Here is a 26232-nt window from a genome sequence, read left to right as displayed (position 1 = left end):
CTGATGGTTCCCATTATGGAGGTGCCGGCCGAGGCTGCGAACAGCCAGCGCACGCGATGTGCACGCCGGGGCGCGCAGCCGCTCATGTGAGGATGGAGGGGATGGACGCACGCAAGAGCTGGCGCGCACGCGTGGTGCGCGCGATCCACGTCGACGCCGCATCACGACCCGAGACGCAGGCGCTGCTCTCGGTCGACGAGATGTATGCCCGGCGGGTCATCGATCTGGCGATGCGGATCGCCGAGGCGCTGATCGCCGTCGGGGCGGCGGCGAACGAGGTCACTCTTTCGGCGAGCCGGGTCACCGCAGCGCTGGGGATCAAGCCGGTGCACATCGACATCACCTTCAACTCCCTCGCCGTGTCGTACCACGGCGGCGAGGCGGATCTGCCTTTCACGCTCATCCGCGTGGTGCGCGCGCCCGTCCCCGATCACTCCAAGCTGCAGCAGCTGCAGGCGCTGGTCGCCGACATCGAGGCCGGCCTCGAGCTCGGCGAGGCGCGTGCGCGCTTCCACCGCATCCGGCGCACGCCGTTCCGCTACCGCCCCGCCGTGATCGTGCTCGCCCAGGGCATGCTGGCCGTGGGCGTCTGCCTGCTCTACGGGACCTCATGGATGATGGCCGCCGTGGCCCTGCTGGCCGCCGGCAGCGCGGCACTCACGCAGCGGGCCATGGCCCGCATGCACGTGCCGTTCTTCTTCTCGCAGGCGGCCGGCGCGCTGGTGGTCACGGCGTTCGCGGCGGCGACGAACTGGCTGCGCACGCACGACGTGCCGCTGTTCGACGATGCCAGACCCGGCATCATCGTCGCGGCGGGCATCGTGCTCATGCTCGCGGGCATGTCGGTGGTCGGCGCCGCCCAGGACGCCATCGACGGCTTCGCGCTGACCGCCGGCGGGCGCATCCTCGATCTCGCGCTGCTCACCCTCGGCGTGGTGATCGGCATCGTCGGCGGTGTCTCACTCGCTCAGCGGCTCGGCGTCGGCTTCCCGCTGTCCACCGCGCCGCCGGAACTCGGTTCCGGGGTGGCGCAGGTGGCGGGCGTGGTCGTCATCGCCGTGTCCGTCGCGGTGTGGAACGGCGCGACCGCGCGGACGATCCTCGTCTCGGCGCTGCTGGCGAGCATCGCCTGGGGCGGCTACAGTGCGGCGGTGGCCGGGGGCATCGGCGTGCCGCTGGCCAGCGGCGTGGGCGCCCTGATCGCCAGCTTCGTCGGCACGCTCATCGCCCATCGGCTGCACGTCCCCTCGATCGCGGTGACCACGGCCGCGATCGTGCCCATGGTGCCCGGCTCGGTCGTCTACCGCGGACTGCTCGGCATCGTCGAGGCCGAGAACGACCCGACGCCACTGCTGCTGGCGTTCTCGGAGCTGCTGCAGGCCGGCGCGATCGGGCTCGCCCTGGCATCCGGCGCCTCGCTGGGACTGTTCCTGGGCGCGCCGGTGCGCGACACGCTGCAGAGCGTGGTGCGCCGCCGCGGCCGCATCCGCTGAGATCCCCGATCCAGGGGCAGCGGATAGCCTGGAGACGACATGGCACATCTGCTCGGCGCCGAAGGGCTCCACCTCGAATACCCCACCCGCGTCGTCTTCGACTCCGTCACCCTCGGCATCGAGGAGGGCGACCGCATCGGCATCGTCGGACGCAACGGCGACGGCAAGTCCAGCCTGCTCGGCATGCTGGCCGGACAGCGCGAACCGGATGCCGGCCGCGTGACCGTGCGCGGCGGCACGCGCATCGGCGTGCTCGATCAGGCCGACGTCCTCGACGATGCCCTCACCGTGGGCGCGGCAGTCGTCGGCGACCGGCCCGAGCACGAATGGGCCGGCGAGGCGCGCATCCGCGACGTGATCGCGGGTCTGCTCGGCGACCTCGACTGGAACGCGACGATCGGCTCGCTCAGCGGCGGGCAGCGCCGGCGGGTCGCGCTCGCGCAGCTGCTGGTGGGGGACTGGGACATCATCGCCCTGGACGAGCCGACCAACCACCTCGATGTCGAGGCGATCACCTGGCTCGCCGAGCATCTGAAAGGCCGCTGGGCGAGGAACGCCGGAGCACTGCTCGTCGTCACGCACGACCGGTGGTTCCTCGACGAGATCTGCACCATGACCTGGGAGGTGCACGACGGCATCGTCGAGCCCTTCGAGGGCGGGTACGCGGCGTACATCCTGCAGCGGGTGGAGCGCGACCGGATGGCAGCCGCGTCCGAGGCCAAGCGCCAGAACGTGGCGCGCAAGGAGCTCGCCTGGCTGCGCCGCGGCGCCCCCGCCCGCACGAGCAAGCCGAAGTTCCGCATCGATGCCGCCAACGCCCTGATCGCCGACGTGCCGCCCATCCGCGACAGCGTCTCGCTGCAGTCGCTGGCCGTCTCGCGCCTGGGCAAGGACGTCGTCGATCTGCTGGACGTCGGCGTCGATTACCCTTCGACAGGCTCAGGGACTCAAGTCACAACGGTGCTGCAGGACGTCGAGTGGCGCATCGCCCCCGGGGAGCGCACCGGCATCCTGGGCGTCAACGGCGCCGGCAAGTCCACCCTGCTGGGACTCGTCGCCGGAACCGTGCAGCCCACCACGGGTCGCGTCAAGCGCGGCAAGACCGTGCAGGTGCGCACGCTCACCCAGCGCATCGACGAGCTCGAGAAGCACTGGGACGACCCGGTGCGCGTCGTCATCGAGGGACTGCGCACCTCGTACACCGTCGGCACGACCAGCGGCTGGGGCGGGGGAGGCAAGGGGCAGGAGCTCACCCCCGGACAGCTGCTGGAGCGGATGGGCTTCACCGCCGCCCAGCTGTCCACCCCGGTCAAGGATCTCTCCGGCGGGCAGCAGCGGCGCCTGCAGCTGCTGCTCGTGCTGCTCGACCAGCCCAACGTGCTCATCCTCGACGAGCCGACCAACGACATGGACACCGACATGCTCGCGGCGATCGAGGACCTGCTGGACTCCTGGCCGGGCACGCTGCTGGTGGTCAGCCACGACCGGTACTTCCTCGAGCGGGTCACCGATCAGCAGTACGCCGTCATGGACGGCCGTCTGCGTCATCTGCCCGGTGGGATCGACGAATACCTGCGCCTGCGCGCCCGCCAGGAGAAGGGCGGCGATGCGCCGTCCTCCGCGGCCGCGTCGTCGGCGGACGGCCTCTCCGGTGCCGAGCTGCGCGCGGCCGAGAAGGAGCTGGCGGCGCTGGAGCGGCGGATGCAGAAGCTGAACGACCAGATCGACCGCGCCAAGCACGCGCTCGCCGACCACGACCAGTCCGACTACGCCGGTCTCGGCGAGAAGATGAAGGACATCCAGGCGCGGCAGGACGAGGTCGAGGAGCTCGAGCTGCGCTGGTTCGAGCTCACCGAGCGGATCGGGTGAGCGCGTAGACGATCAGCAGCATCGTCACCGCGAACCCGCAGGCGTAGTTGATCCACAGGAAGTGGCGCCATCCGCGGTTGGCGCGACCGGAATCGGCATCGGACACCGTCCGGTACGGCGCCGCCGCCCACAGGTAGGGCAGGGCCAGCGCAGCGGCGAAGGCGCCGGGGAAGCCGGTGGTGAGCATGAGCAGGCCCGCCCCGATCCAGCAGGCCAGCGCCACCCGCACGGTGCGCGCCGCGCCCAGGGCGGTCGCGATCGAGGAGATGCCGCCCTCGCGGTCGGGGACGACATCCTGCACCGCGCCGAACGCGTGGCTGGCGACACCCCACAGGAAGAAGGCGCTCAGCACGGCGACGAGCCCCGGCGTGACGGTGCCGCCGGCCAGGGCGAAGCCGTACACCGCCGGACTGACGAAGTGCACGCTCGAGGTCACCGAGTCGAGCACCGGCACCTCTTTGAAGCGGAACGGCGGTGTGGAGTAGGCCATCACCGCGAACAGGCTGATCGCCAGGATCAGCCACGACAGCGGCCCGCCCAGCACCACGAGCGCCACGACGAACGGCAGGCACACGCCGACCGACGCGACGAGCACGCCGCGGTGCCGGCGCGGGTCGAGCAGCGCCCCCTCCACTCCGCCCTTGCGCGGGTTGGCGAGGTCGGAGGCGTAGTCGAAGACGTCGTTGATGCCGTACATGGCGAGGTTGTACGGCACGAGGAAGAACAGCGTGCCGATCACCCAGCGCGCGTCGATCGTGCCGGCGACGAGCAGGTACGCGGCGGCGAACGGGTAGGCGGTGTTGATCCAGCTCAGCGGACGAGAGGCGAGCACGAGGTCGCGGATCATCGCCGCTCCTTCCGCGGGTCGTCGCGGCGCAGCCGCGACCACAGTGCCGGCAGCAGGATCACCGCGGCGAGGGGGTAGGTGAAGTCCTCGATGGGCGCCGCGCCCACCCGGATGCCGGAGATGTGCGCATCGGCGTAGTCGAACAGCCCCACCGCGATCATCACGTTGTCGAACACGGCGGTGAGCAGCAGCAGGCTGCCCGTGGCCACGGCCAGGGCGGCGAGCGACGGCATCCGGTTCCGTCGTCGCGAGATCAGAGCGACCACCGCGGCCAGCGCGATGAACCCCGCGCACAGCAGCACGTAGCTCATGCCGCCCCCCGGTCGCGCCGGCGGGCGAGCAGCCGCTGGGCGCCGCACACCAGGACCATGGTCAGCTCGCACAGGAACAGCAGGAACAGCGGCTCCTCCAACGGCAGCTCGGGGGCCAGCTGGATGCCGGTCGCGAACACGCCGTCGTCGCGGAAGAAGATCCCCAGCGCGATGCCGGCGACGTCCCACAGCAGGAAGAACACGGTGCCCAGCAGCAGCACGACAGCGGCGCGGGCGGCGTCGTGTCCGAGGAAGAGCCGATGGCGCACGTCGAGCAGCACGATTCCGCCGAGCGAGACGAGCAGGGCGAGCAGGTACGCCGCGCTCACCGGGTGCCCGCCGGTGCCGTCGCCGGCGGCTCGGCGAGCGGTCCCGCAGAGCGATCGCCGCGCAGGCGCTTCACGACGAGCTCGGCGCTGATCAGGCACATCGGCAGTCCGATCCCCGGAATCGTCGTCGCACCCGCATAGAGCAGGCCGTCGACCTTCGACGACGCGTTCGCGCCGCGCAGGAAGGCGCTCTGGCGCAGCGTGTGCGCCGGTCCCAGCGCACCGCCCTGCCAGGCGCCGAAGTCGCGCTCGAAGTCGGCCGGACCGATGGTGCGGCGCATGACGACCCGCGAGCGCAGGTCGGGGATGCCGCACCACGCGGCGATCTGCTCGATCCCGGCATCAGCGGTGCGCTCCACCGTCTCGTCACCGGTCCCGTCCACCCCGCCGGCGCCGATCCCGGTGTCGGCGGGCACGGGGATGAGCACGAAGAGGTTCTCGTGACCCGGCGGGGCGACGTCGTCGCTCGCGCTGGGCCGGCAGACGTACAGCGAAGCGGGATCGGGGATGCGCTTGCCGGCGCCGCGGCGGCCCCTGCCGTAGATGGCGTCGAACCCCTCCTCCCAGTCGCGCGTGAACAGGAGCGTGTGATGCGCGAGCTGCGGCAGCTCGCCGCGCACGCCGAGCAGGACCAGCACGGCACCGGGGCCGGGGTCGCGCCCCGCCCACCACGCCTCGGTGTGCTCGCGCTGTTCGGCATCCAGCAGCTGCTGCTCGGTCACGTGCAGATCCGCGGTGGAGACGACGATGTCCGCCTCCAGATGCTCGCGGACGCCGTCCGGGTGGTCGGCCGCCACGACGTCGACTCCGGTCACCGCGCCGCCCCGGGTGGTGATGCGCACCGCCCGGCATCCGGTGCGCACCTCGACGCCCTCCGCGCGCGCGAGTCCGGCGATCGCGTCGATCACGGCGGCGAACCCGCCGCGCGGGTAGAGCACGCCCTGGTCGACGTCGAGGTGGCTCATCAGGTGGTACATCCCAGGGGCCTTCGCCGGGGACGTGCCGAGGAAGACGGCCGGGTAGCCGAGGATCTTCTCGACGCGGGCGTCGTTGCTGTGCCGGCGGATGCGCTTGTCGAGCGGCTCGCTGAGCAGCCGCGCGAGGGTGGGCAGCCCACGCAGCGTGCGCCGGGTGAGCAGGGGTCGCAGCGACTCGTAGGTGCTGTACAGGAAGGTGGAGGTGGCCAGCTCGTAGGTGTCGGCGGCCGAGTCGAGGTAGCGCTGCAGCCGGTCGGCGGCGGGCGGGTCCAGAGAGACCAGGGCGTCGCGCGCGCCCTCGGCCGGCAGGTCGAACGGCACCTGCTCGCCCTCGAAGTACACCCGGTAGGCCGGGTCGAGCCGGATGAGGTCGAGCTGGTCTGCGGCGCTGGTGCCCAGCAGCCGGAAGAAGTGATCGAACACCTCGGGCATCAGGTACCACGAGGGGCCGGTGTCGAACGTGAAGCCGTCCGAGTGCCAGCGGCCGGCGCGGCCGCCGAGCTCGTCGAGCGCCTCGACGAGCGTCACCTCATGACCCTCGCGGGCCAGCAGTGCCGCGGTGGCGAGCCCGGAGATGCCCCCGCCGATCACGACCGCGCGCGTCATGCCGTCACCTTGCCGGCGGCCGCGGTGAGCAGGATGGCCAGCTTGCGCGGCGTCGGCACCGAGGCGCGCGTGGAGCGCAGCCGCGATGCCGGCATGGTGCGCATCTGATCGTTCAGTCGCTCGAACAGCGTCGCAGCGGCCCAGGTTGCCCGCCGGGAACGCCGGGGTAGACGGGCGATGGCGGCGCGAGCGACGGCCAGGTCCTCGGCGATCTCGTCGATGACGCTCTCCTTCTCACGATCGGTGAACCGGTCCGGGTCCAGCCCGGGGATGTACGAGCGGCCGAGCCGGCCGGAGTCGTCGGCGAGGTCGCGCAGGAAGTTCACCTTCTGGAACGCCGCGCCCAGGCGGCGGGCCCCCTCCTCGAGCTGCTCGTCGAGCAGCATCCCGGGCTGCTCGAGCGCGAAGACGCGCAGGCACATCGAGCCGACCACCTCGGCCGAGCCGTGGATGTAGCGCCGGTACGTCTCGCGATCGAAACGCGACGGAACCTCGACGTCCATCCGCATCGAGGCGAAGAACGGCCGCACGAGATCGGGCCCGATGCCCGTGCGCCGCGCTGTCGCGGCGAACGCGTGCACGACGAGATTCGCGCTGAATCCCGTGCGCATCGCGTCGAGGGTGCCCCGCTCGAGCTCGTCGAGGATCGCGAGCGTGGCGGCGGCGGGAACCCCGGCCTCGGATGCCGGACCGTCGACGATCTCATCCGCCACGCGCACCAGGGCGTACACATCGGCGATACCACCGCGGACCGGGCGCGAGAGCAGCCGGCTGGCCAGCCCGAACGAGGTCGAGTAGGCGTCGATGACCTGTCCGGCGGCGGCGTGCGCGGTGCGCGTGTACAGCTCGAGAGCGGAGGGCCGGCTCATGACTGCCGCTCCGCGCAGCGTTCGGCCACGCCGGCGAGCTCGGCGCGCAGCGTGGCCGGCAGCGGCGCGTCCGCGATGCGGCGCAGCGTCTCTGCGAGCAGGGCGTGGATGCTCTGCTGCATCCGCTCGACGGCTCCGGAGGCGAGCAGAGCCGCCCGCAGACGATCGGCGTCCTCGGCCTCCAGGGGTGCGCGGCCGAACAGCGCACGCACCGCCTCCCATTCGGCGGTCCCCTCCGCGAACGCCACCAGCAGAGTGCGCTTGCCCTCGCGCAGGTCGCCGATGACGCTCTTGCCGGTGCTGCTCTCGACGCCGAAGACGCCGAGCGCGTCGTCGCGCAGCTGGTACAGCAGGCCCAGGTCGGTGCCGATGCGCTCGAGAGCCGTCACGGCCTCCTCATCCGCCCCGGCGAGAAGCGCGCCGACGCGCAGCGGCGCGGCGAACGAGTAGGCGGCGGTCTTCTGCTCGATCATGCGCAGGATGTCGTGCTGGTCCGCCGCCATCACCCCGCGTGCGTATCCGACGTCGGCGTGCTCGCCGGCGGCGGTGAGCAGCAGCGCGTCGTCGATCACCCGGTGCAGCATGCGGGCCGCGGGGTGCGTGATGTCGGCCACCAGCGCGTGCGCACCGCTGATCAGCAGATCGCCGGCGAGCACGGCCGACGCCTGCCCCCAGGTCGTCGCGTCGCGCGCGTCGAGCCCGCTGTCGATCGCGGCGGCGGCGAAGCGTCCGGCGAGGTTGGGCCGGCCGCGGCGCACGAGGTCGTGGTCGAGCACGTCGTCGTGCAGCAGCAGCGCGGTGTGCAGCACCTCGAAGGCGGCGGCGGCGATGAGAGCGGAATCGCGGTCCGCGCCGCCGAGGTGATCGTTAGCCAGCAGCAGCATGCGCGGCCGCAGCCGCTTGCCGCCCTGGGTCGCCTCGGCCGCGCAGCGCCACAGCTCGGCGTAGCGGCCGCCCAGGTTCTCGGCCGTTTCGAGCCGCCCGGCGAAGAACCGGTCGATGATCTGGTCCAGGGCGGGTTCCACTGCGGTCCCCGCCCTCATGCCACGCTCCGCCACGCGGTGGCGCGGATGGCGCCGGCGTGCGCAGACATCTGCTCGGCCTGAAGCACCAGCCAGGGGCTGAACGCCCACGGGGCGGCGGTGAGCGCGGCGGCGAGGTCCTCGGGGCTGATCCACTGCGCGTCCATCGCCTCGTCCGGGTTGAGCACCGGCTCGGCGTCGACACGAGCGGTGTACACCGGGCAGATCTCGTTCTCCACGACCCCCGATGCGTCGATCGCGCGGTAGCGGAAGTCCGGCAGCACCAGTCGGACATCGCTCAGGGTCAGTGCGAGCTCATCGCGCGCGCGGCGCGCCACGGCATCCGGGATCGGCTCGAAGGGCTCCGGGTGCCCGCAGAACGCGTTCGTCCAGGTGCCCGGCCAGGTGCGCTTGCCCAATGCGCGACGCGTGAGCAGCAGTCGCCCCTCGGCATCCATCACGTGGCAGGAGAACGCGAGATGCAGGGGAGTGGCCTCGTGGTGCACCTCGCTCTTGGGTGCCACCCCGCACGGCGTGCCGTCGTCGTCGAGCAGGATCACGCGCTCCGCGGTGTGTGTCACTTCGACCTCCTGAGGATTCGCTAGAAAGGCTAGCTATCAACTACAGAAATATCAACAGCTGGCTTAACATCATCTTCATGGCGAACGGAGAGACTCCCGCGTCAGACGCTCCGATCCTGCACGATCCGCGGCTGAACGACCCCGACGGGGAGCTCGTCGGGGCGTCCGCGCTGTTGCCGGATGATCTCGAGAGCGTCCTCGAGGTGCTCGAGGCCATGCGCGGCTGGCGGACCGCGGAACGGTCCATGAGCGAGACATCTCAGCAGTACATGCGTCTGAGCGAGGTGGACATGCGCGCGTTGCGGGTGCTCATCGCCGCGCACCGCCAGCGGATCCCCATGACGCCGAGCGCGATCGCCACGCAGCTCGGCGTGTCGACCGCCTCCACCACCCGGCTGCTGGACCGGCTCGAACGCGGCGGACACGTCGTGCGGCGTCCGCACCCCGCCGACCGTCGCAGCATCGTCATCGAGGTCACCCCGGAGACGCGTGTGGCCGCTCGCGAGAGCGTGGGGCGCGACCACGCGCGCCGCTTCGACGTGATCGCGGCGCTGGCGCCGCACGAGCGCCGCGTCGTCGCGGACTTCTTCACGGCCATGACGGCGACCGCGCACCGCGGGGCCGGCGAGGCCGGCTGAGCGCGGCAGAGTACGTCCGGGCGAGCGCTGCGCGGGCTCACGCGCATCGGCGGTGCGCGTGGCCCGGGGCCCCGGCAGGCGACAGGTCGCGATCGCGTAGCACTGCGTGCGGGGGCAGCGCGCCTCGTGCGCACAGGGCGTCGAACGCGGCGGGGGTGCCGTACTCCACGTCGAGGACGATGTCGTACACCGACGCGTACTCTGCGCACTCGTCGTAGGCGCCGCATTCCTCGGTCACGGCGAAGTCGAAGCCGAGCGACTGCGCGCGTGCACTGAGCTCCGCCGCGTTCTTCTGCGCGACGGCGAGGCCCTCCCGGTGCGCCATCGCGACGTACTCGTCGGCGAGGGCGAGGTTGTCGCCCGCGTCGAGCGCCCCGTGCGAGCGCAGATACGAGTCCAGGTTGTCGAACTCGACCGCGGCATACCCGTCCTGCTTGCACCCCCGGATCTCCAGCGCCAGGCGCTCGGCGATGCGGGCCCGCTGCGACGCGTCGGAGGTGTCGAGGAGGAACTCGTCCGGCCAGCCCGGATCTGCCACGGGCGCACCCTCGTACTCCAGCAGCAGTCCCTGCCACTTCCCGGCGGAGCCGGGCTGTGACTGGAAGCCGTTGAGATAGCAGACGGCATACATTCCTGGCGGCGGCGACGCAGTGCTGTCGCGGACGATCACGGTCGTGCCGGCCGGCGGGTCGTACGCGCCCCCGAGCTGATAGTCGAACCCGCCCTCCGGCGGGAGCCGCACCCCCGGTTCGTTCTGCGCGGCGCTCGACGGCATGGCATCGGCCGCGGTCCGGCAGCCGGTCAGCAGCGCAGCCAGCAGGGCCGCGAGCGCGACGACCACCGCGAACTCCCACGGCGAGCGGCTGTGACGCCGTGTGACGACACGATTCGAGAGCGGCGCATGCACCCGCATACGGTATCGAAGTCCCCCCCAGGAAGGAACCCGATCCCTCATGTCCCGACGCTTCACCTCCGTGCTCGCCGCCGCCGCCGCGGCGACCCTCCTCGCCGCCCTGTCCGGCTGCGCCGCCTCGCCGGCATCCGAAGGCGCGGGAAGCGCACCCGCCGACAAGAGCGAGACGGTGCGGATCGGCGTCGTCGGCAAAAGCGACCCGCAGTGGCCCGCCTTCATCGAAGCCGCCGAGAAGGAGGGCATCACCGTCGAGCTGGTCGACTTCGGCTCGTACGAGCAGCCCAACCCGGCGCTCGCCGCGGGCGAGCTCGACCTCAACCAGTTCCAGCACATCGTGTACCTGGCCGGCTACAACGTCGCCGCGGGCGACGATCTCGTCCCGATCGGCTCGACCGGCATCTACCCCCTGGGGCTGTACTCGCAGAAGGTCGACGACGTCGACGACATCAAGAAGGGCGAGACGGTGATCGTGCCCGACGACGCCTCGAACCAGGCGCGCGCGCTGCTCGTGCTGCAGTCCGCAGGCCTCATCGAGCTCAAGAGCGGCGGCACCATCTTCTCCGACCTGTCCGACATCGACGAGGACGCGTCGAAGGTGAAGGTCACCGCGCTCGAGGCGGCGCTGATCCCGACCTCGCTGCCCGACGCCGCAGCAGCGATCATCAACAACGACTTCGTGACACAGGCCGGGCTCAAGTTCGAGGACGCGATCGCACAGGACGACCCGTCCGACCCGAACGCGCTGCCCTACGTCAACATCTTCGCCGCCCGCGCGGAGGACAAGGACGACGAGACGTACCTGAAGCTCGTGGACATCTTCCAGAACGACCCGGAGGTGCAGAAGGGCCTCGCCGAGGCATCCGGCAACACCATCGTGCCGCTGCAGACCCCGGTCGCCGACCTGGAGGCGTCGTTGAAGAAGGTCGAGAAGGACACCGAGGCCAACGGCTGAGCACAGCCGCCCTCTGATCCGCGAGAGAATCGGGCGGTGCGTCTGCGCGCCGCCCGATTCCCGTGCACAGGAAGAACCACCATGCCCCTCGTAACCCTCACCGACGTCACGAAGACGTACCCGCCCGCACTCAAGGGCGCCGATCCGGTAGTGGCCGTCGACGCGGTGACCCTCGAGATCGAGCAGGGCGACGTCTTCGGCATCATCGGATACTCCGGCGCCGGCAAGTCCACGCTCGTGCGTCTCATCAACGCGCTCGAACCCGCCACCAGCGGCTCGATCGTCGTGGACGGCGTCGACATCACCACCCTCCCCGAGCGGCGGCTGCGCGCGGTGCGCGGCGGCATCGGGATGATCTTCCAGCAGTTCAATCTGTTCTCGGCCAAGACCGTCCGGGCCAACGTCGCCTACCCGCTCAAGCTGGCGGGATGGTCGAAGGCCGACATCGACGAGCGGGTCGCCGAGCTGCTGCGCTTCGTGGGCCTGGCTGACAAGGCGCGCGCGTACCCAGAGCAGCTCTCCGGCGGGCAGAAGCAGCGCGTCGGCATCGCGCGCGCCCTCGCCACCCGTCCCGCGATCCTGCTCGCCGACGAGGCGACCAGCGCACTGGACCCGCAGACCACCCACGAGGTGCTGGACCTGCTGCGCCGGGTCAATGAGGAGCAGGGCGTGACGATCGTGGTGATCACCCACGAGATGGACGTCATCCAGTCCATCGCCACCCGCGTGGCGGTCATGGAGAACGGGCGCGTGATCGAGCAGGGCGACGTGTTCCAGGTCTTCTCGGACCCGCAGAACCCCGCGTCCCGGCGCTTCGTCGGCACCGTGATCAAGGGCATCCCCTCCCCGGCCGAGAGCGCGGCGCTGCGCGAGCGCCACGCGGGGCGCCTGGTGACCTTCTCGTTCCGCGACGGCGACTCCTCGCAGGCGCAGGTCTTCCTCGACCTCGCCGAGGCCGGGCTCGGGTTCGAGCTCGTCTACGGCGGAATCAACGACATCCGCGGGCGCGCCTTCGGACACCTCACCCTGGCGATCCGCGGCGCCGACGCCGTGATCGACGCGGCGCTGCAGCGCATCCGCGCACACGCCACGGTGACCGAGATCGCCGCGGAAGGAGCCCGCTGATGGATCGCCTCAACGAGCTGTGGCCGGAGTTCTGGGACGCCGCCCTCGAGACGCTGTACATGACCACCTACGCCCTGGTGCTCGCCGGCATCTTGGGCACCTTCATCGGCATCGGGCTGTACGTCACCCGCCCAGGCGGGCTCATGCACAATCGCGTGGTGAACGCCCTGCTCGAGCTGCTGGTGAACTTCTTCCGGCCGATCCCGTTCGTGATCTTCATCGCGGTGCTGCAGCCGGTCACGCGCGCGGTGATCGGCATCGGCATCGGCACGACCGCGGGCGCCTTCGCGATCGGCATCGCGGCGGCGTTCGCCATCGGGCGCATCGTCGAGCAGCATCTCATCTCGGTGCCGCCCGGCGTGATCGAAGCCGCGCGCGCGATGGGTGCCGGGCCCTGGCGCATCCTGTTCACCGTGGCGATCCCGGAATCGCTGGGCCCGCTCATCCTCGGCTACACCTTCATCGTCGTCGCGCTCATCGACATGACCGCCATGGCGGGCCTCATCGGCGGCGGGGGCCTGGGTGCGTTCGCGCAGATCTACGGCTTCCGCAAGTTCGAGCCGGTGGTGATGTGGGCGGCCATCGTGCTGATCGTCGTGTTCGTGCACCTCGTGCAGCTGCTGGGCACCCGACTGGCCCGGCAGATCATGCGCCGCTAGGGGCGTACGCCAGGGTGCGGCGCGTGCGGAACGCGCGCGCCGCACCGCTGAGCGGGTCGGTGAAGTGCAGCTCGCGCGCGAGCAGCTGCAGCGGCCGGGTGAAGTCGTCGGGGGCCTCGGGCAGCAGCTCGGGATAGAACCCGTCGTGCAGGATGCCGGCGCCGAGGGCCGCCAGGTGCACGCGCAGCTGGTGCATGCGCCCGGAATGCGGGCGCAGCAGCGTGTGCAGCACGCGCTCATCGCTCCCGATCAGCTCGATGAGGGTCTCGGAGTTCGGCTCGCGCTCAGGGTCGGTGCGCACGCACACATGACCGCGCAGCTTCTCGATGTGATTGCGGAACACCACGGGGAACGCTCGGCGCGCCAGCGCCGGCGCGGCGGGATCCCAGCCCTCCGGCAGCGCGGACACCGCCTCGTAGACCTTCTCGACCTGGCGCCGCTCGAACAGCAGCTGATACGCGCCGCGCGTCTGCGGCCGCACCGAGAACATCAGCAACCCGGCGGTCGCGCGGTCGAGGCGATGGATGGGGGTGAGCTCGGGGATGCCGAGCCGGTTGCGCAGCCGCACGAGGGCGGAGTTCTGCAGGTACTTGCCACCCGGCGTCGTCGGCAGGAAGTGGGGTTTGTCGGCGACGACCAGGTCGCGGTCCTGGTGCAGCACCTCGATCTCGAACGGGATGTCGCGCTCCACGGGCGGCTCGCGGTAGTACCAGACGAACTCGTGCGCGCCCAGCGGCGTGTGCCGGCTCAGCGCCGATCCATCGCGGGCGACGATCTCGCCGCGATCGAAGCGACCCAGCAGGCGTTCCGGATCCAGGTGGAAGAAGCGCTCGGCCATGTAGGCGCCGATCGTGGGCCACCGACCGCTCAGCGGCACGTGCAGGCGCGTCGCGCCCACCCCGTCGCGCACCGGCAGGGGGGAGGTCATCGCCACCGCGGAACCCCGATCATGCGTCGAAGCTCAGGCTCAGCTTGCGCAGCAGCCCCGCCAGTCGATCCCGGTCGGAGCGGGGCAGCGCCTGCAGCAGCACGGCCTCGGCGTCGACCAGGCGGGTGATCGCCGCGTCCACGCGCACCCGGCCGTCGTCGGTGAGCGTGACCAGCACGCTGCGGCCGTCCTGCGGGTCGCCCTCGCGGCGCACGAAGCCACGGGCGACGAGGCGGTCGATGCGATTGGTCATCGTGCCGCTGGAGACCAGCGTCTGCTGCAGCAGCTGCTTGGGCGAGAGCTGGAAGGGCGCGCCCGCGCGACGCAGCGCGGAGAGCACGTCCCACTCCCACGGCTCGATGTCGCTGCGGTGGAACACCTCGCGGCGGGCGCGGTCGAGGTGACGCGAGAGGCGGTCCATGCGCGAGAGCACCTCGAGGGGCGAGAAATCGAGGTCGGGGCGCTGGGTGTTCCAGGCGCCGACGATCCGGTCGACCTCATCCACCTCGCTCATACCTTCATTATCGCGTGCGCACGTGCGAGTGCGCGGGCGGGGCGTGGCAGACTTGGACGAGCGCCGGCCCGCTGCCGACGCGGTCCGCCGTGGTGTAATGGCAGCACGACAGCCTTTGGAGCTGTGAGGTTCAGGTTCGAGTCCTGGCGGCGGAGCATGACGCAGAACGCTCTCGCCATCATCGTCCTCGCCGCCGGTCAGGGCACCCGCATGAAGTCGCGGCGCCCCAAGGTGCTGCACGAGATCGGCGGCCGACCGCTGGTCGGCCACGTGCTCACCACCGCGCGCACGCTCGGCGCGCAGCACATCGAGGTGGTGGTGCGTCACGAGCGCGACCAGGTCGTCGCCGCGCTCGCCGAGCAGTACCCGGATGCCGTCATCGTCGATCAGGACGACATCCCCGGCACCGGACGCGCGGTGCAGGTCGCGCTGGACGCCCTGCCCGGCGACTTCGACGGCGACGTGCTCGTGCTCTCCGGCGACGTGCCGCTGCTGCAGGCCGACATCCTCGAGGCGCTGGTCGCCGGGCACCGGGCGGCGGCCGCGGCCGCGACGCTGCTCAGCGCACACCTGGACGATCCGACCGGCTACGGCCGCGTCATCCGCGACGCCGACGGCGGGGTGGAGCGCATCGTCGAGCAGAAGGACGCGAGCCCCGCGGAGGCGGCCGTCACCGAGATCAACGCCGGCGTGTACGTCTTCCGTGCCCCGGCGCTGCGCACGTTCCTCGCGCAGGTCGACCAGGACAACGCGCAGGGCGAGATGTACCTCACCGACGTGATCGGCCTGCTGCGTCGCGCGCAGGAGCCGGTGGCCGCGGAGCTCGCCAGCGATGTGGCATCCACCTTCGGCGTCAACGATCGCGCTCAGCTCGCCGAGGCAGGGCGCGTGCTCAACCAGCGCATCGTGCGCCGCTGGCAGCGCGAGGGCGTCACGATCGTCGACCCGGCGACCACCTGGATCGACGACGACGCGAAGCTCGCGCCGGATGTGACGATCCTGCCGAACACGCAGATCCTGCGCGCCACGGTCATCGCCGAAGGCGCCATCGTCGGCCCCGACACCACACTGGTGGACTGCGAGGTCGGCGCGGACGCCGTCGTCAAGCGCACCGACGCGAACCTCGCCGTGATCGGCGCGGGCGCCACGGTCGGCCCGTTCTCGTTCCTGCGGCCGGGCACCGTGCTGGGCCCCGGCGGCAAGATCGGCGCCTATGTTGAGACGAAGAACGCCGAGATCGGCGAGGGCAGCAAGGTGCCGCACCTGTCGTACGTCGGCGACGCCACGATCGGCCGCGGTGTGAACCTCGGCGCCAGCACGATCACCGCGAACTACGACGACGTCAACAAGCACCGCACGATCGTCGGTGACGAGGTGCACACCGGGTCGCACACCGTGCTCGTCGCGCCCGTTAGGCTGGGAGCCGGTGCGAAGACCGGTGCCGGCGCTGTCGTCCGCAAGGACGTGCCCGCGGGCGCCCTGGCCATGAGCGTCGCCCCCCAGCGCAACATCGACGGGTGGGTCGAGAAGAACAGAGCAGGCACGGGCGCAGCGGACGCGGCGGCCCGCGAACGATCGGCGGAGTAGGTCGCATGGGCAACAAGAAGAAGAAGGCCGTACTCGATCGCGAGAACGGTGTCGCACCCGGTCTGACCGCGAAGACGAAGAAGCGGCTCGTCGTCGCGGGCGGGCGCTCGCACCCCGAGCTCACCGCCGCGGTCGCCGCCGCACTCGGCCAGGAGGTCGCTCCGGTCGAGCACCGCACCTTCGCCTCCGGCGAGATCTACGCGCGCTTCGAGGTCTCCATCCGCGGCTGCGACCTGTTCATCGTGCAGTCCTTCGGCGAGCCGGTGAACGAGTGGCTGATGGAGACGCTCATCATGCTGGATGCCGCCAAGCGCGCCTCGGCCAAGCGCATCACGGTCGTCGCGCCGTACTACCCGTACTCCCGCCAGGATAAGAAGGGCCGCGGTCGCGAGCCGATCTCGGCGCGCCTGGTCGCCGACATGCTCAAGACCGCCGGCGCCGACCGCGTGATGAGCGTGGACCTGCACGCCGCGCAGATCCAGGGCTTCTTCGACGGACCCGTCGACCACCTGTTCGCCAAGCCGGTGCTGCTCGAGCACTTCCAGGGCACGCTGACCGACGAGGACCGCGAGACCCTCACCATCGTCTCGCCCGACATGGGACGGGTGCGCGTGGCCGACACGTGGTCCGACAGCCTGGGCGCACCGCTCGCGATCATCCACAAGCGCCGCGACCCCAAGCTGGCGAACCAGGTCTCGGTGCACGAGATCGTCGGCGCCGTGGACGGGCGCACCTGCCTGCTCGTGGACGACATGATCGACACCGGCGGCACCATCGTCAAGGCGGCGCAGGCGCTGAAGGGCGCCGGTGCGCGCAAGGTCATCGTCGCCGCGACGCACGCGGTCTTCAGCGATCCGGCCTCCCAGCGACTGCAGGACGACGCGATCGATCAGGTCGTCGTGACCGACACCATCCCGCTCACCGAGTCGCGCCGCTGGGACGGTCTCACCATCCTGCCGATCGCGCCGCTGCTGGCCACGGCGATCAAGCAGGTCTTCGAGGACGGCTCGGTCACGAGCATGTTCGGTGGGGATGCCTGAGAGCCGCGCATAGCCGGATGCCGGATGCTGGCAGCATGACCGCTCATCCCACCGCCCGCGCCGGAGCCGCGCTGTTCGGCGTCGCGGGGGCCCTGCTGCTGGCCGGGTGCTCCGGCGCCGCGGAGGCCGACGCGCCCGGCGGACCGTCGGCCGGTCCCGACGGGCCGTACGCCGACGGGACCTACACCGCCGAGGGCTCGTACCGCACACCCGAGACCGTCGAGAAGCTGTCGGTGACGCTCACGGTCGCGGACGACGTGGTGACCCAGGTGGCGGTCAGCAGTGACCCGCAGGCCCCGGAGACCCGCAACTTCCAGGGCCAGTTCATCGTCGGCATCGCCGACGTCGTCGTGGGCCGGCCCCTCGAGGGCCTGGACGTCGACCGCGTCGCCGGCTCCTCGCTGACCAGCGAGGGCTTCGACGAGGCGGTCGGGAAGATCCGCGAAGAGGCTGCTGCGGCGGCGCGCTAGCCGTGCACATCTGGCGGTTCGAGGCGATCGGCACGCGCTGGGAGGTCGCGACCGCCCACGCGGTGCCCGCGGAGCGACGCCGTGCCGTGACCGAGCTCATCGCGGCGTTCGACGCGGCCTGGTCGCGCTTCCGCCGGGACTCGCTGGTGTCGTCATTGCGCGAGGGCGGTCGCGTGGCCGCGCCGCCGGACGCCGCCGCGATGCTCTCGGTGTACGCCGAGCTCGGTCGCGCGACGGAGGGCGCCGTCACGCCGCTGATCGGCACGGCGCTGGAGGCACTCGGCTACGACAGCGGGCTGTCGCTGCGCGCCGGGCGGCCGGTGCCTGCGCCTGCCCACTGGGAGCGGATGCTGCGCTGGGACGATGCCGCGCTCACGCTGGCAGGTCCGGCGCTGATCGACGTCGGCGCGGTGGGCAAGGGCCGCCTGGTCGACCGCGTGCTCGAGGCGCTCGCTCCGCTTCCCGGACCGGTCACCGTCGATGCGAGCGGCGATCTGCGAGTGCGCGGCGGCGCCATCCGCGTCGCCCTCGAGCACCCCTACGATCCGGCCATGGCGGTCGGAGTCGTGCCGGTCGCCGACGCGGCGCTTTGCGCATCGGCCGGCAACCGCCGCGCCTGGGCGGACGGCATGCACCACGTGCTCGACGGCCGCACGGGGCTGCCGGTGCGCACGTGGGCGGCGACGTGGGCGCTCGCCGCCGATGCGATGCATGCGGATGCCGCCGCCACCGCGCTGTTCTTCGACGGCGGCGCGGGCTTGGCCGATCAGTGGGGCGTGCACTGGGTGCGCATGGCCACCGACGGCAGGATCGAGCGCTCGCCCGGGTTCCCCGGCGAGCTGTTCACCCGGTGACGCGCGCCGTGCGCCGCGTCCCGGAGAATGGAACTGTGATCACTGCCTTCCTGGCGATGCGGCAGCGCGTGCTGGCCGTGCTCGGCGCCATCTCGATGTACCGGCTCGTGCTGTTCGCCCTCGCGGTGCTGGGGGTGATCGCGCTCGGACTCTCGCTCGCCGGACTCGTCGGCCCCAGCGCGGGTGAGATCCTGGCCTCGTTCGCCGTGCTCGCCGTGGTGATCTCCCTCGTCGACGCCGCCGCGCAGCGGGTGCTGCGCCGCCCGTGGCGCATCGAGTCCTCACTGGTCACCGCGCTCATCCTGCTGTTCGTCCTGCAGCCCTCGACCGTCCCGCCGGGACTCGCCGGCATCGCCCTCGCCGGGATGCTGGCGAGCCTGTCGAAGTACGTGATCGCGTGGCACGGCCGGCACATCCTCAACCCGGCGGCGTTCGGCGCGGCGGTGGTCACCCTGCTCGGCTGGGGGACGTTCTCATCGTGGTGGGTGGGCACCCCCTGGCTGGCGCTCTTCGTGGCCGTGTTCGGTCTCGTCGTGCTCTGGCGGACGGAGAAGGTGCAGATCGTGCTGGCCTTCCTGCTCGTCGCGGTCGTGGTCTCGGTGCTGCGCCAGGTGGTGCAGGCGCAGCTGTTCGGGTTCGGGATCGATGTGGCGCTGGGGGATGCCGTCGTCTTCGCCCTCACGCAGTCGCCGTACCTCTTCCTCGGCGCGTTCATGCTGTCCGAGCCGCTGACCACGCCGCCGCGTCGCTGGCAGCAGTTCAGCGTCGCCGTCCTGGTCGGCATGCTGGCCGGCTGGCCCATCGCCGTGGGCTCGCTGTTCACGCTGGGCCAGGAGCGCGCGCTGCTGATCGGCAACCTGCTCGCGTTCGCCTTCGCCGTGCGCAGCTCGGTGCGCCTCGTGCTCACCGGGCGCCGGTTCGTCACGCCCACCGCGCAGGAGCTCACCTTCCGCACCAAGAGCCGGCTGCGCTTCACTGCCGGGCAGTACCTCGAGCTGGAGGTGCCGCACCGCAACCCCGATCCACGCGGCACTCGGCGCGAGTTCAGCATCCTCTCCGCGCCCGCCGACCTGCCGACCCTCCGCATCGCGTACAAGGACGGCGATCAGAAGCACCCCTCCAGCTACAAGCGCGCGCTCAAAGCCGCCGAGCCGGGCGCCGAGCTCGCGGTCACCGGCACCTGGGGCGATTTCGTCCTGCCGCGCGGCGGCGCGCCGGTGCTCATGGTCGCGGCGGGGATCGGGGTGACGCCCTTCGTCTCTCAGCTGCGTCAGCTGCAGGCGACGGGTGCGCAGCGTGACGTCGTGCTCGTGTACGTGGCATCCGAGGCCGCCGAGCTCGCCTTCCGCGACGAGCTCGAGGCGACCGGGGTGCACACGGTGGTCTTCACGCGCGACGAGCCGGTGGACCTGCCCGCGCACTGGACGTGGGCGCAGGGCATCCGCCTCGACGCCGCCGGATTGCAGGGGGTGGTGCCCGACCTCGCCGAGCGGCACGCGTTCATCTCCGGCCCGCCCCGCCTGATCGCCGATCTGGCACCCGCGCTGCAGCGGGCGCGCGGGGTGACCACCGACGCGTTCGCCGGCTACTAGGTCCGCCGCGGCAGCCGCACCGTGAACGTGGTGTCGCCGGGAGCGCTGTCGACCGTGATCGTGCCGCCGTGCCCCTCGACGATGGCCTTCGCGATGGCCAGCCCGAGGCCCGTGCCGCCGGTCTGCCGGGCGCGCGAGACGTCGCCGCGGGCGAAGCGGGCGAACAGCTCGTCGCGCACCTGCGGATCGATGCCCGGCCCGTCGTCGTGCACGCGCAGCTCGGCGCCGACGGCGGTGGCCGAGACCGAGAGGGTGATCGTGGTGCCCGCGGGTGTGTGGGCGCGGGCGTTGGCGAGCAGGTTGCCGACCACCTGGTGCAGCCGCCCCACGTCGCCCACCACCGCCACCGGCTCCTCCGGCGCCACCAGCTCCCAGCGGTGTTCCGGCCCGGTGGGCTGCGCGTCGGCCAGGGCCTCGACCGCCAGCTGCGACAGGTCGACGTCGCCGTGCACGAGTTCGGCGCCCTCGTCGAGTCGTGCCAGCAGCAGGAGGTCCTCGACCAGCCGCGTCATGCGCACCGACTGCGCCTGGATGCGCTCGAGTGCGGCGGTGGTGTTCTCGACCGTCGCGGCGTCGTGGCCATGGGTCAGCGCGCGCAGTGAGAGCTCGGAGTAACCGCGGATGGACGCGAGCGGAGTGCGCAGCTCATGGCTCGCGTCGGCGACGAAGCGTCGCATCCGCTCCTCGTTGCGCTGGCGCGCGGCGAGGGAGGAGTCCACGTGGTCCAGCAGCGTGTTCAGCGCGACGCCCACTCGGCCGACCTCGGTGCGCGGGTCGGCCTCGTAGTCCGGCACCCGCTCGGTGATGCTCACTTCACCCCGGTCGAGGGGCTGTCCGGCCACCCGTGACGCCGTCGCTGCGACCGCGCGCAGCGGACGCAGCCCCATGCTGATCGTCAGAGCGGTGGTGAGGGCGAGCAGGATGAGGCCGCCGAGCGTGGCCAGCGCGATGACCGTGAACAGCGAGGTCATCGTGTGCTGCACCTCTGCGCGCGAGAGTCCGGTGATCACGAGGACGCCGTTCTCGGTGCGATCGGCGGTCACGCGGTACGACCCGGAGCCAGAGAGGGTGACCGTGGCATCCCCCGATCCGCGCATCGCCGCGGTGAGGGTGAGCAGATCGCGAGCGGGCAGGGCGCGCCGCGCGTCCTGGGTGACGATGATCCCCGAAGGCGGGGCGTCGGGCGGGGAGACAACGAGCAGCAGGCTCGTGCCGGGCACATAGCGGCCGTTCATGGCGTACTCGGCCGTGAGGGCCTCGCCGTGCAGGGCGGCCACGCGCGCGCGATCGGTGACCAGCGCCGTGGTCACGCCCGCCATGCCGTCGAGCTGATCCTGCACGCGGTCCTCGAGCGTCTTGCCCAGGGTGGCGCTGGTGATGATCGCGACGACGACGAGGATGAGCGAGACGAAGCCGATCACGGCGGCCATCAGGCGCGCCTGCAGGCTGAGGGGGTGGGGGCGCATGTGCTCTACTGGGGCGCCTTGATCATGTATCCGACACCGCGCACGGTGTGCAGCAGCGGGACGCGTCCGGCGTCGATCTTCTTGCGGAGGTAGGAGATGTACAGCTCGACGACCGACGATTTGCCGCCGAAGTCGTAGCTCCACACCCGGTCGAGGATCTGTGCCTTCGACAGCACCCGGCGCTCGTTGCGCATCAGGAAGCGCAGCAGCTCGAACTCCGTCGCGGTCAGCTCGATCTCGTCGTCGCCGCGCATCACCTCGTGGCTGTCCTCGTTGAGCGACAGATCGGCCACCCGCAGGATCGACTGCTCCTCCTCGGCCTGGCCCTGCCCGGAGCGGCGGATGACGGCGCGCAGCCGCGCGATGACCTCCTCGAGACTGAAGGGCTTGGTCACGTAGTCGTCTCCGCCCGCGGTGAGTCCGGCGATCCGGTCGGAGACGGCGTCCTTGGCGGTGAGGAAGACGACGGGGACGAGGTTCCCCGACTCGCGCAGCCGGCGCAGCACGCTCATGCCGTCGAGGTCGGGCATCATCACGTCGAGCACGAGGGCGTCGGGCTCGAAATCCCGCGCGACCTGCAGGGCCTCCAACCCGGATGCCGCGGTGCGCACCTCCCAGCCCTCCATGCGCAGCGCCATGGCGAGCAGGTCGGTGAGCATCGGCTCATCGTCGACCGCGAGGATGCGCAGCGGCGCGCCGTCGGGGCGACGCAGGTCGGGGTGCTCGGAGCTCATGGCTCCATTGTGCGACCCGCCGCACCGAGAAGGCAGTGCGTTCGCTATGCGTCTCCTGTGCGACGCGGCGAACTCCGGATCAGTGCGTGTCGACCGCGGGCACCTCGGAGCGATCTCCCGACCACAGCGTGTGGAAGGTGCCCTCCTTGTCGATGCGCCGGTAGGTGTGCGCGCCGAAGAAGTCGCGCTGGGCCTGCACGAGTGCCGCCGGGAGGCGCTCGGCGCGGATGCCGTCGTAGTACGACAGCGAGGACGAGAACGCCGGAGCCGGGATGCCGGACTGCGCGGCCGCGATGACCACCCGGCGCCATGACGCCTGGCCACGCGCGAGCGCGTCGGCGAAGTAGGGCGCCGTCATCAGCACCGGCAGGTCGGGGTCCTCGGCGTAGGCGTCGGCGATGCGGTTGAGGAACTGCGCGCGGATGATGCAACCGGCGCGCCAGATCTTCGCGACCGCGCCGAGGTCGATCGTCCAGCCGTACTCGGTGGCACCGGCGCGGATCTCGTCGAACCCCTGCGAGTAGGCGACGATCTTCGAGGCGTACAGCGCCAGGCGGACGTCCTCGATGAACGCGGCCTCGTCGTCGACGACGAACTCCTGGGTTCCTGAGCCTGTCGAATGGGTTCCTGAGCCTGTCGAAGGACCGGGCAGATGCGCCGCCACCGCACGCTGCTCGGGGTGCGAGGAGAGCGAGCGCGCGAAGGTCGCCTCCGCGATACCAGAGACCGGCACCCCGAGGGCGAGGGCCGTCTGCACGGTCCACGCGCCGGTGCCCTTCGCGCCGGCCTGGTCGACGATGACGTCCACCAGCGGCCGGCCGGTCTCGGCGTCGATCTGGCGCAGCACCTCGGCGGTGATCTCGATGAGGTAGGACTCCAGCTCGCCGGTGTTCCACTCGGCGAAGATGTCGGCGATCTCGGCGGGCGTGCGTCCGGTGCCGCGGCGGATGAGGTCGTACGCCTCGGCGATCAGCTGCATGTCGGCGTACTCGATGCCGTTGTGCACCATCTTCACGAAGTGGCCGGCACCGCCCTCGCCGACGTGGGTGACGCAGGGCTCGCCCTCCGCGACCGCGGCGATCGACTTGAGGATCGGGCCGAGCGTGACCCACGACTCGGCCGAGCCGCCGGGCATGATGCTCGGTCCGAGCAGTGCGCCCTCCTCGCCGCCGGAGATGCCGGCGCCGACGAAGTTGATGCCGGTCTCGCGGACCGCCTTCTCGCGGCGGATGGTGTCGGGGAAGTAGGCGTTGCCGCCGTCCACAATGATGTCGCCCGGCTCGAACACCCGCACCAGCTCGTCGATCACGGCATCCGTGCCGAGGCCGGCCTTCACCATGATGATGGCCGTGCGCGGCTTCTGCAGGCTCGCCGCGAACTCCTCGTACGAGAACGTCGGCACGAAGCCGGCCTCGGGATGCAGCGCGATCAGCTCATCGGTCTTCGCGCGCGAGCGGTTGAGCACGGCGACCGTGTTCCCCTCGCGGCTGGCGAGGTTGCGAGCCAGGTTCGAACCCATGACGGCGAGTCCGACGACTCCGATGTTGGCTGATGCTGCGGGCACAGGAATCTCCTCGATGGTGAGTGGGTGATCCCAGGCTAGCGCTGCCGCGCGGAGGTCGTTCCTTCGTGACGGCGGGCTCATCCGCCGGTGCGTCAGTCCTTGCGGTAGCCGGAACGGCCCATCGCGAACATCGCGGCGAACGAGGACACGATGCCGCCGAGGGCGATCGCGCCGATGACCCAGAGGATGACGTGCGAGAGGAAGGCGGCATCGAGCATGTGAACAGCCTATCGAGGTTTCCGGTACGATGAGGGGAGTTCCTCGGCGAGGGGTGCGCGCATGCGCTGCATCCGTGATCGACGCGGCGACGTGAGCCCGGTGGTGGGGCGGCCCTGCGGCCGGATGCCCCGGTCTGCGCCTCGTGTCCGCATCCGAGGTGCCGAGACCATGACCATCGCGCGGCCCCGTCCCGCGTGCCTGAAGGAGAACCACCCATGTCTGACGAGAACAAGGTCCACGCAGAGGTCCGCACGAACTTCGGTAAGGGCTTCGCCCGCCGCCTGCGCGCCGACGGCAAGATCCCCGCGGTCGTCTACGGCCACGGCACCGACCCCGTGCACGTCGCACTGCCCGGCCACCAGGTCTCGCTGATCATCCGCCGTGCCAACGCGCTGCTCGACCTCGACATCGAGGGCGCCTCGCAGCTCGTGCTGGTCAAGGATGTGCAGCGTGACCCGGTCCGCCAGATCATCGAGCACATCGACCTGCTGGTCGTGAAGAAGGGCGAGAAGGTCGTCGTCGAGGTCCCCGTCGTCGTCACCGGCGAGTCCTTCTCGGGCACCATCGTCACCGTCGATGTCGCCACCATCAAGCTCGAGGTCGACGCGACCGACATCCCGCAGAACGTCGAGGTGAGCGTCGAGGGCCTCGAGGAGGGCGCCCACATCACCGCCGGTGACGTGACCCTGCCCCAGGGTGCCACGCTGGCCGACGAGGCCGACCTGCTGCTGGTGGCCGTGTCGCTGCCTGCCGCAGAGGTCTCCGACGAGGCCGAGGGTGCCGCCGCCCAGCCCGCCGGGGAGGCCGCAGCGGAGTGATCCGCTGAGCACACCCGCAGAGATGCAAGACGAGGGGACGCGAGCACATCGCGTCCCCTCCGTCGTATCCGCCGCCGCTGATCGCACGCGCGAGAGGAAGACCGCATGACAACGACCTGGCTGATCGTGGGCCTCGGCAACCCCGGGCCCCGCTACGCCGCGACTCGGCACAACATCGGACAGATGGCGGTGGATGAGCTCGCCGAGCGGCGCGGGGAGCGGTTCCGCGAGCACAAGGCGGGTGCGCGCGTGGTCGAGACCCGTCTGCGTCCCGGCGGCGACCGGATCGTGCTCGCCAAGCCGAACTCCTTCATGAACACGTCGGGAACGCCCGTCGCCGCCCTGGCGCGCTTCTACTCCGTCGCCTCCGAGAACGTGATCGTCGTGCACGACGAGCTCGACATCCCGTTCGACAGCATCCGCATGAAGAGCGGTGGCGGCCACGGCGGCCACAACGGCGTGCGCGACATCGCGCGCACGCTCACCACACCCGACTTCCTGCGCGTGCGCGCCGGCATCGGCCGCCCCCCGGGCCGACAGGATCCGGCGGATTGGGTGCTCGCGCCGTTCGGGTCGACCGAGGTGAAGACGCTGCCCATCTTCCTCTCCGACATCGCCGACGCGGTCGAGCAGCTCGTCGACGAGGGCCTGCTGGCCGCGCAGCAGAAGCACCACGTCCGCTGAGAGGCGATCCGGCGCGGTTCAGAACAGCGGGTCGGTGGCGATCCCGTTGCCGATGCCGTACATGATGCTCACCGCGAGGAAGAAGAAGCCCGGTCCCAGCGCCGCGATCACGACGGCCGCGATGCCCAGCCCGCGCCCGCGTCGGCGGGCGATGGCGATGATCCCCGCGATCAGCGCCAGAACGCCCAGCGCGGTGCCCAGCCAGAACATGATCTCCGCCCACAGCGTCTCTATGCGCACCGGCGACAGGGCGGCGAGAACGAGAGTGCCGGACGCGTCGACGAGGTCGTCGACGGAGACCGCGAGACCGATGCGCAGCGCCAGGATGCCGGCGATGATCGATGCGATCACCGCGGCGATCAGCGAGGCCACGAGCGCGACCGCACCCGTCGCGCGCGAGCGAGCAGGCGCCTCCGGCGGTACCTGGTAGGCGCCGGCGGGGGACTGATAGCCGCCGACCGGCACGGTGTACGCCCCGGACGGGGCCGCGTACGCCGACCCGGGCGGCGGGGGAGCGGGGGTCGATGCCGACGACGTCGGCGGGACGGGAGGCGGGAACGAATCGCTCACA

General features: G+C 71.3%; 28 protein-coding genes and 1 tRNA gene. 14 read left to right on the top strand and 15 right to left on the bottom strand.

Translation table 11 applies throughout. The annotated features are described in order from the left end of the window. Nucleotides 1-101 precede the first annotated feature (101 nt). Both WFG93_RS13160 and WFG93_RS13155 read left to right on the top strand, forming a co-directional pair. Entirely contained in the window at nt 102-1493 is a 1392-nt protein-coding gene (locus tag WFG93_RS13160) for a threonine/serine exporter family protein (RefSeq protein ID WP_336646794.1), read from the top strand. A 39-nt stretch (nt 1494-1532) separates the two neighbouring features. After that, on the top strand, nt 1533-3362 hold the full coding sequence (locus WFG93_RS13155; RefSeq protein ID WP_336646793.1) for an ABC-F family ATP-binding cassette domain-containing protein: 1830 nt from the start codon (nt 1533-1535) through the stop codon (nt 3360-3362). Here the strand turns inward: WFG93_RS13155 and WFG93_RS13150 are convergent. From WFG93_RS13150 to idi, 7 genes are read right to left on the bottom strand one after another with little or no spacing between them, the layout of a single operon-like run. Continuing rightward, nucleotides 3343-4209 (bottom strand): prenyltransferase, encoded by an 867-nt coding sequence (locus WFG93_RS13150; RefSeq protein ID WP_336646792.1) that lies wholly within the window; start codon nt 4207-4209, stop codon nt 3343-3345. The genes WFG93_RS13155 and WFG93_RS13150 overlap by 20 nt on opposite strands. Beyond that, nucleotides 4206-4520 carry a lycopene cyclase domain-containing protein gene (locus tag WFG93_RS13145; RefSeq protein ID WP_336646791.1) on the bottom strand — a complete coding sequence of 105 codons (315 nt, stop codon included), beginning with the start codon at nt 4518-4520 and terminating at the stop codon, nt 4206-4208. Before WFG93_RS13145 ends, WFG93_RS13150 begins: the two co-directional genes overlap by 4 nt. Continuing rightward, nucleotides 4517-4849, bottom strand: coding sequence for a lycopene cyclase domain-containing protein (locus WFG93_RS13140; protein ID WP_336646790.1), 333 nt, complete (start codon nt 4847-4849; stop codon nt 4517-4519). Before WFG93_RS13140 ends, WFG93_RS13145 begins: the two co-directional genes overlap by 4 nt. Further along, nucleotides 4846-6432: a phytoene desaturase family protein gene (crtI, locus tag WFG93_RS13135; RefSeq protein WP_336646789.1), complete on the bottom strand. Its 1587-nt coding sequence runs from the start codon at nt 6430-6432 to the stop codon at nt 4846-4848. Before crtI ends, WFG93_RS13140 begins: the two co-directional genes overlap by 4 nt. Further along, nucleotides 6429-7301, bottom strand: a complete 873-nt coding sequence (locus WFG93_RS13130) for a phytoene/squalene synthase family protein (RefSeq protein WP_336646788.1) — start codon at nt 7299-7301, stop codon at nt 6429-6431. Before WFG93_RS13130 ends, crtI begins: the two co-directional genes overlap by 4 nt. Further along, the gene (locus WFG93_RS13125) at nt 7298-8344 is read right to left on the bottom strand and encodes a polyprenyl synthetase family protein (protein ID WP_336646787.1); all 1047 of its coding nucleotides are present in this window, start codon (nt 8342-8344) and stop codon (nt 7298-7300) included. Before WFG93_RS13125 ends, WFG93_RS13130 begins: the two co-directional genes overlap by 4 nt. Next, nucleotides 8341-8904, bottom strand: a complete 564-nt coding sequence (idi, locus tag WFG93_RS13120; protein WP_336646786.1) for an isopentenyl-diphosphate Delta-isomerase — start codon at nt 8902-8904, stop codon at nt 8341-8343. Before idi ends, WFG93_RS13125 begins: the two co-directional genes overlap by 4 nt. Nucleotides 8905-8981: 77 nt before the next feature. Here idi and WFG93_RS13115 point away from each other — a divergent pair, with 77 nt between their 5' ends. Beyond that, nucleotides 8982-9542 carry a MarR family winged helix-turn-helix transcriptional regulator gene (locus tag WFG93_RS13115; RefSeq protein WP_336646785.1) on the top strand — a complete coding sequence of 187 codons (561 nt, stop codon included), beginning with the start codon at nt 8982-8984 and terminating at the stop codon, nt 9540-9542. Between the two features lie 37 nt (nt 9543-9579). On the opposite strand, the gene WFG93_RS13110 is transcribed toward WFG93_RS13115, so the two are convergent. After that, entirely contained in the window at nt 9580-10449 is an 870-nt protein-coding gene (locus WFG93_RS13110; RefSeq protein ID WP_336646784.1) for an endo alpha-1,4 polygalactosaminidase, read from the bottom strand. Nucleotides 10450-10495: 46 nt separating this feature from the next. Between WFG93_RS13110 and WFG93_RS13105 the strand changes: the two genes are divergently transcribed. From WFG93_RS13105 to WFG93_RS13095, 3 genes are all read left to right on the top strand, one after another. After that, nucleotides 10496-11407 carry a MetQ/NlpA family ABC transporter substrate-binding protein gene (locus WFG93_RS13105; protein ID WP_336646783.1) on the top strand — a complete coding sequence of 304 codons (912 nt, stop codon included), beginning with the start codon at nt 10496-10498 and terminating at the stop codon, nt 11405-11407. An 81-nt stretch (nt 11408-11488) separates the two neighbouring features. After that, entirely contained in the window at nt 11489-12532 is a 1044-nt protein-coding gene (locus WFG93_RS13100) for a methionine ABC transporter ATP-binding protein (protein ID WP_336646782.1), read from the top strand. Then, nucleotides 12532-13191 (top strand): methionine ABC transporter permease, encoded by a 660-nt coding sequence (locus WFG93_RS13095; RefSeq protein WP_336646781.1) that lies wholly within the window; start codon nt 12532-12534, stop codon nt 13189-13191. Before WFG93_RS13100 ends, WFG93_RS13095 begins: the two co-directional genes overlap by 1 nt. Here the strand turns inward: WFG93_RS13095 and WFG93_RS13090 are convergent. Next, nucleotides 13178-14119 (bottom strand): pseudouridine synthase, encoded by a 942-nt coding sequence (locus WFG93_RS13090; RefSeq protein WP_336646780.1) that lies wholly within the window; start codon nt 14117-14119, stop codon nt 13178-13180. The genes WFG93_RS13095 and WFG93_RS13090 overlap by 14 nt on opposite strands. 19 nt (nt 14120-14138) lie before the next feature. Continuing rightward, entirely contained in the window at nt 14139-14633 is a 495-nt protein-coding gene (locus WFG93_RS13085; RefSeq protein ID WP_336646779.1) for a MarR family winged helix-turn-helix transcriptional regulator, read from the bottom strand. An 83-nt stretch (nt 14634-14716) separates the two neighbouring features. On the opposite strand from WFG93_RS13085, the gene WFG93_RS13080 reads away from it, so the two are divergent. The 6 genes from WFG93_RS13080 to WFG93_RS13055 all read left to right on the top strand — a co-directional run bounded on the left by WFG93_RS13080 (nt 14717) and on the right by WFG93_RS13055 (nt 20176). Then, nucleotides 14717-14788: transfer RNA gene (locus WFG93_RS13080), tRNA-Gln, on the top strand. A 1-nt stretch (nt 14789) separates the two neighbouring features. Further along, on the top strand, nt 14790-16220 hold the full coding sequence (glmU, locus tag WFG93_RS13075) for a bifunctional UDP-N-acetylglucosamine diphosphorylase/glucosamine-1-phosphate N-acetyltransferase GlmU (RefSeq protein ID WP_336646778.1): 1431 nt from the start codon (nt 14790-14792) through the stop codon (nt 16218-16220). Nucleotides 16221-16225: 5 nt separating this feature from the next. Then, nucleotides 16226-17260 carry a ribose-phosphate diphosphokinase gene (locus WFG93_RS13070; RefSeq protein ID WP_336646777.1) on the top strand — a complete coding sequence of 345 codons (1035 nt, stop codon included), beginning with the start codon at nt 16226-16228 and terminating at the stop codon, nt 17258-17260. Between the two features lie 35 nt (nt 17261-17295). Then, nucleotides 17296-17730, top strand: coding sequence for an FMN-binding protein (locus tag WFG93_RS13065; protein ID WP_336646776.1), 435 nt, complete (start codon nt 17296-17298; stop codon nt 17728-17730). A 2-nt stretch (nt 17731-17732) separates the two neighbouring features. Beyond that, a complete protein-coding gene (locus WFG93_RS13060) occupies nt 17733-18584 on the top strand; it encodes an FAD:protein FMN transferase (RefSeq protein ID WP_336646775.1) in 852 nt (283 codons plus the stop codon). 35 nt (nt 18585-18619) lie between these two features. Then, nucleotides 18620-20176 carry an FAD-dependent oxidoreductase gene (locus WFG93_RS13055; protein ID WP_442928266.1) on the top strand — a complete coding sequence of 519 codons (1557 nt, stop codon included), beginning with the start codon at nt 18620-18622 and terminating at the stop codon, nt 20174-20176. Here the strand turns inward: WFG93_RS13055 and WFG93_RS13050 are convergent. The 4 genes from WFG93_RS13050 to WFG93_RS13035 all read right to left on the bottom strand — a co-directional run bounded on the left by WFG93_RS13050 (nt 20173) and on the right by WFG93_RS13035 (nt 24158). After that, nucleotides 20173-21642 carry a sensor histidine kinase gene (locus WFG93_RS13050; RefSeq protein WP_336646774.1) on the bottom strand — a complete coding sequence of 490 codons (1470 nt, stop codon included), beginning with the start codon at nt 21640-21642 and terminating at the stop codon, nt 20173-20175. The two genes, WFG93_RS13055 and WFG93_RS13050, sit on opposite strands and share 4 nt — an antisense overlap. Before the next feature lie 5 nt (nt 21643-21647). Then, nucleotides 21648-22376 (bottom strand): response regulator transcription factor, encoded by a 729-nt coding sequence (locus tag WFG93_RS13045; RefSeq protein ID WP_336646773.1) that lies wholly within the window; start codon nt 22374-22376, stop codon nt 21648-21650. 79 nt (nt 22377-22455) lie between these two features. Beyond that, nucleotides 22456-23940 (bottom strand): NADP-dependent phosphogluconate dehydrogenase, encoded by a 1485-nt coding sequence (gene gndA, locus WFG93_RS13040; RefSeq protein ID WP_336646772.1) that lies wholly within the window; start codon nt 23938-23940, stop codon nt 22456-22458. 92 nt (nt 23941-24032) lie between these two features. Further along, a complete protein-coding gene (locus tag WFG93_RS13035; protein ID WP_336646771.1) occupies nt 24033-24158 on the bottom strand; it encodes a hypothetical protein in 126 nt (41 codons plus the stop codon). A gap of 216 nt (nt 24159-24374) precedes the next feature. Here WFG93_RS13035 and WFG93_RS13030 point away from each other — a divergent pair, with 216 nt between their 5' ends. Beyond that, nucleotides 24375-24977 carry a 50S ribosomal protein L25/general stress protein Ctc gene (locus WFG93_RS13030; protein ID WP_336646770.1) on the top strand — a complete coding sequence of 201 codons (603 nt, stop codon included), beginning with the start codon at nt 24375-24377 and terminating at the stop codon, nt 24975-24977. Nucleotides 24978-25082: 105 nt separating this feature from the next. Then, entirely contained in the window at nt 25083-25661 is a 579-nt protein-coding gene (gene pth / locus WFG93_RS13025; protein ID WP_336646769.1) for an aminoacyl-tRNA hydrolase, read from the top strand. 18 nt (nt 25662-25679) lie between these two features. Here the strand turns inward: pth and WFG93_RS13020 are convergent, their stop codons facing one another. Further along, complete coding sequence (locus WFG93_RS13020; protein WP_336646768.1) at nt 25680-26231, bottom strand: hypothetical protein; 552 nt, start codon at nt 26229-26231, stop codon at nt 25680-25682. Nucleotide 26232: the final 1 nt, after the last annotated feature.

The organism is Microbacterium sp. USHLN186 (assembly GCF_037145155.1).
In the GTDB taxonomy this organism is placed as follows: Bacteria; Actinomycetota; Actinomycetes; order Actinomycetales; family Microbacteriaceae; genus Microbacterium.
This window is presented reverse-complemented; position numbering and strand designations above follow the sequence as displayed.